The sequence below is a fragment of the Microbacterium sp. genome, from assembly GCF_041909575.1.
In the GTDB taxonomy this organism is placed as follows: Bacteria; Actinomycetota; Actinomycetes; order Actinomycetales; family Microbacteriaceae; genus Microbacterium.
On record NZ_JAYRDE010000163.1, the window covers coordinates 1 to 4422 of the forward strand.

Below are 4422 nucleotides of genomic sequence, written 5' to 3' on the forward strand. Positions count from 1 at the left end.
ACCCCACCCCGCCGGGGCTCGACCCCCCCCCCACCCCCTATGTGCTGTATTTAGGCGCCGCGCGACGCCGCGGCACGCCCCGCGCTCGCGTCCCTCAGGCGTGCGCGGCGAGGAGATCGGCGAGGAGCTCCATGACCTCCGCCGGCCGGAAGAGGACATCTTCGGCGAGCAGCCGCACGGTCGTGTATCCGCGTCGGGCGGCTTCCTGGTCCCGCCGGATATCCTTGCGCCGCTGGTCCCAATCCGAATGGTGCGCCTTGCTGTCGCACTCGAGGATGAGGCGATCACCGATCAGGAAGTCCACCCGCCCCACGCCGCCGATGACGACCTGGAGGTCGAAGGCGGCTCCGAGCTGGCGCAGCATCAGCCGCACGAGGCTCTCGGGACCGGATTCCGCGCGGCCGTCGGCGAGGCGGAGAAGCACCTCGTACTTCCTCGGGAGGCACGCGAAGATCTCGTGCAGCTCCTCCCGGGATCGGAGCCCGAGAGAGAGGATGCTGTCGAGCGCGGCGACGACCTCGCGCGGAGCGCGGCAGCGCACCATCGTCCGGATCGCCTCGTCGAGGCTCACCGCTTCGCGGCTGGCCCACTCGGGGCTGCGACCCCAGTGCAGACGAACGGACGATCCGTGGACTCTGCGGTCCCATCGCTCTCTCCGATCGACGGGGCCACGCAGTCTCGACATCGTCCGCTCGACGTGGACGTGGACGCGTCCGTCGGACACCGCGAAGACGCCCAGAGCCGTCAGCGCCGAGATGCACGTCAGCACTCCGCCGATCCGCACCGCCGCGTCCGCCGCCGGGTCGGTTCTCGCGATGTAGTGGTCGCGCCTGAGCCGGATGAGACGGCCGGAGCGCACAGCCCGCGTGATGCCCTTCGAGGTGAACCCGGCATCCAGCAGCTCGCGCCGGGACATCACCCGCGAACCATCGATCTCGAACTCCGACACGATGGCAGGTTCGCGTGGGATGGATGCTCCCGGGTGCGCCGATGCAGGATCTGGGGATGACGTGGCGCGAGCTCCCGCTGGGGAGGACCCACGACCCCGGGTCGAGGCGTCCGTCCCACCGCCCGACGGACGCATAACTCCTGCACTTCGGTCGGGCCGGCGGCCGGGAGACGCGGATTCACCGGGCCCACCCCCGACCGCGACGCCAGAGTGCAGGAGTTATGCGCCCCCCAGGGGGGCGCGAGCAAGCCGGACACGCCGGCGGCCGGGGCTGGCGCGCCGGGCCGGCCGGGTTCACCGGGCGGGCACGCCCGAGGCTCCGTCGACGGATGCCTCGCACAACGCAGCGAGACCCGCGGGCCCGAAGGCCCGCGGGTCTCGCGGTGCAGGGGTGGTCGCCGGGGCGACCTGCCGGGCCGGGGCTCGGACGCCGATTACTCGGACTTCTCCTCGGCGGGTGCCTCGACGGCATCCTCGGCGGCGGCCTCGGCGGCAGCGCCCTCCTCCGGCGACTCGGCGCCGGAGTCGGCGGCCTCGTCTGCGGCGGCCCCGTCTGCGGCGGGAGCCTCCTCGGCGGGGGCCTCCTCGGCGGCCGGAGCAGCCGGAGCAGCCTTGGCAGCGGACTTCTTGGCCGACTTCGCCTTCGGCGTCACGGGCTCCAGGACGAGCTCGATGACGGCCATGGGCGCGTTGTCGCCCTTGCGGTTTCCGACCTTCGTGATGCGGGTGTAGCCGCCCTCACGGTCGGCCACCAGCGGCGCGATCTCGGCGAAGAGGACGTGCACGACCTCCTTGTCGCCGATGACCGACAGCACCCGGCGACGGGCGTGCAGGTCGCCGCGCTTGGCGAAGGTGATGAGGCGCTCGGCGAGCGGACGAAGGCGCTTGGCCTTGGTCTCGGTCGTCTTGATCGACTTGTGCGTGAAGAGGGCTGCGGCGAGGTTCGCAAGCAGCAGGCGCTCGTGTGCGGGGCCGCCTCCGAGGCGGGGTCCCTTCGTGGGCTTAGGCATTCTTGATTACTCCAGTGTGAAAGTCGGTCACCGCGCCGTTGTCATGAACTGACGGTCGCGACGTTTGGACACAGCTCAGACGGTCTCGTCGTCGTATCCGCCGTAGAAGTGCGCGCCGTCGAACCCGGGAACCGAGTCCTTCAGCGACAGGCCGAGCGAGACGAGCTTGTCGCGCACCTCGTCGACCGACTTCTGACCGAAGTTGCGGATGTTCATCAGCTGCGTCTCGGACAGGGCGACGAGCTCCGACACGGTGTTGATGCCCTCGCGCTTGAGGCAGTTGTACGAGCGGACCGACAGGTCGAGGTCCTCGATCGGCATGGAGAGCTCGTTGGACAGGACGGTCTCGACCGGCGCGGGGCCGATCTCGATGCCCTCAGCCTCGACGTTGAGCTCGCGCGCCAGGCCGAAGAGCTCGGTCAGCGTGCGGCCGGCCGATGCGACGGCGTCGCGCGGGAGGATCGACGACTTGCTCTCGACATCCAGCACGAGCTTGTCGAAGTCGGTGCGCTCGCCGGCACGCGTCGCCTCGACGCGGTACGACACCTTGAGCACCGGCGAGTAGATCGAGTCGATCGGGATCTGACCGGCCTCGGCGTACTCGTTGCGGTTCTGGGTCGCCGACACGTAGCCGCGGCCGCGCTCGATGGTGAGCTCGAGCTCGAACTTGGCGGTGTCGTTGAGCGTCGCGATGACGAGCTCGGGGTTGTGCACCTCGACACCGGCGGGAGCCGAGATGTCGGCGGCGGTGACCTCACCGGAGCCGGTCTTGCGCAGGTAGGCCGTGATGGGCTCATCGCGCTCGCTGGAGACGACCAGCTGCTTGATGTTGAGGATGATCTCGGTGACATCCTCCTTGACACCGGGAATGGTGCTGAACTCGTGGAGGACGCCGTCGATGCGGATGGACGTCACGGCCGCGCCGGGGATCGACGACAGGAGGCTGCGACGCAGCGCGTTGCCGATCGTGTATCCGAAGCCGGGCTCGAGCGGCTCGACGACGAAGCGGCTGCGGAACTCCCCGATCTTCTCCTCGGTCAGAGTGGGACGCTGTGCGATGAGCACTATGTGTTCCTTTCGATCACGTGCCCGCTATATGACACGTGCGGTGGGTGAGGTGTTGAGTTTTAATCGTGGGATGCCCCGGCTCGGCCTGTTCGGCCGGGCGCGGCATCCGCTAAGCGTGCGGTAGCCGGAGCACCGAGAAGGTGCTCCGGCTCCCGGGAAATCAGACGCGGCGGCGCTTGGGCGGACGGCAGCCGTTGTGGGCCTGCGGCGTCACGTCCTGGATCGAGCCCACCTCGAGACCGGCGGCCTGGAGCGAGCGGATCGCGGTCTCGCGGCCCGAGCCCGGGCCCTTCACGAAGACGTCGACCTTCTTGACGCCGTGCTCCTGAGCCTGGCGCGCGGCCGACTCGGCGGCCATGCCGGCAGCGTAGGGGGTCGACTTGCGCGAGCCCTTGAAGCCCACGCCACCCGACGACGCCCAGCTGATGACGGCGCCCGACGGGTCGGTGATCGAGACGATCGTGTTGTTGAACGTCGACTTGATGTGGGCCTGGCCCAGCGCGATGTTCTTCTTCTCCTTGCGGCGCGGCTTGCGCGCGGCGGTCTTGGCCTGTGCCATGTTGCGTTCTCCCTAGATCCTGGGGGCCGCGCCTTAGCGCGCCTTCTTCTTGCCGGCGACGGTGCGCTTCGGGCCCTTGCGGGTGCGCGCGTTCGTCTTGGTGCGCTGACCGCGCACGGGGAGGCCGCGGCGGTGGCGCAGGCCCTCGTAGGAACCGATCTCGACCTTGCGGCGGATGTCGGCGGCGACCTCGCGGCGCAGGTCACCCTCCACCTTGTAGTTGCCTTCGATGTAGTCGCGGAGCGCGATCAGCTGGTCGTCGCTGAGGTCCTTGACGCGGATGTTCTCGTCGATCTCCGTCGCCTTGAGGATCTCGTTCGAGCGGGTACGGCCGACGCCGTAGATGTAGGTGAGGGCGATCACCACGCGCTTGTCACGCGGGATGTCAACGCCGGCAAGACGTGCCATGCGGTTTCTCCTGGGAGTGAGTGGAGGTGTGGAGCAGGGCCGGTGCCCGGGCCTCCGCCCGAGGTGTCCCCCGCGAACGGGTTCTGGTCCTGCCTGTGTGTGTATTCAGTTGTGGAACCGGATGCCTCGGCAGAGACATCCGGAAGCATGCTCAACCCTGGCGCTGCTTGTGGCGCGGGTTGGACTTGCAGATCACCATGACGCGGCCGTGGCGGCGGATGACCTTGCAGTGGTCGCAGATGGGCTTGACGGAGGGGTTGACCTTCATGATTTCCTGTTTCGCTGTCTTCGCCGGGCGCTTCCGGTGATCGAGTGCCGCCGTCAGGCGGTGCATCGAGATCCGGAAGCGGGGCGTTACTTCTCGACCGGTCTAGCGGTAGCGGTAGACGATGCGCCCGCGGGTGAGGTCGTAGGGGCTGAGCTCCACG

At 68.9% G+C, this 4422-nt stretch carries 6 protein-coding genes; all 6 read right to left on the minus strand.

The features are described from left to right. Positions 1 to 94: 94 nt before the first annotated feature. A complete protein-coding gene (locus ACE3O1_RS14910) occupies positions 95 to 949 on the minus strand; it encodes an endonuclease domain-containing protein (protein WP_374316385.1) in 855 nt (284 codons plus the stop codon). A 434-nt stretch (positions 950 to 1383) separates the two neighbouring features. Next, positions 1384 to 1959 carry a 50S ribosomal protein L17 gene (gene rplQ / locus ACE3O1_RS14915; protein ID WP_374316387.1) on the minus strand — a complete coding sequence of 192 codons (576 nt, stop codon included), beginning with the start codon at positions 1957 to 1959 and terminating at the stop codon, positions 1384 to 1386. Positions 1960 to 2034: 75 nt separating this feature from the next. Next, positions 2035 to 3024: a DNA-directed RNA polymerase subunit alpha gene (locus tag ACE3O1_RS14920; RefSeq protein ID WP_374316389.1), complete on the minus strand. Its 990-nt coding sequence runs from the start codon at positions 3022 to 3024 to the stop codon at positions 2035 to 2037. Positions 3025 to 3187: 163 nt separating this feature from the next. Further along, complete coding sequence (gene rpsK, locus ACE3O1_RS14925) at positions 3188 to 3586, minus strand: 30S ribosomal protein S11 (RefSeq protein ID WP_056117708.1); 399 nt, start codon at positions 3584 to 3586, stop codon at positions 3188 to 3190. A 33-nt stretch (positions 3587 to 3619) separates the two neighbouring features. After that, positions 3620 to 3994, minus strand: a complete 375-nt coding sequence (gene rpsM / locus ACE3O1_RS14930; protein WP_336398091.1) for a 30S ribosomal protein S13 — start codon at positions 3992 to 3994, stop codon at positions 3620 to 3622. A gap of 151 nt (positions 3995 to 4145) precedes the next feature. Continuing rightward, positions 4146 to 4262 carry a 50S ribosomal protein L36 gene (gene rpmJ, locus ACE3O1_RS14935; RefSeq protein WP_005050492.1) on the minus strand — a complete coding sequence of 39 codons (117 nt, stop codon included), beginning with the start codon at positions 4260 to 4262 and terminating at the stop codon, positions 4146 to 4148. Positions 4263 to 4422 lie beyond the last annotated feature (160 nt).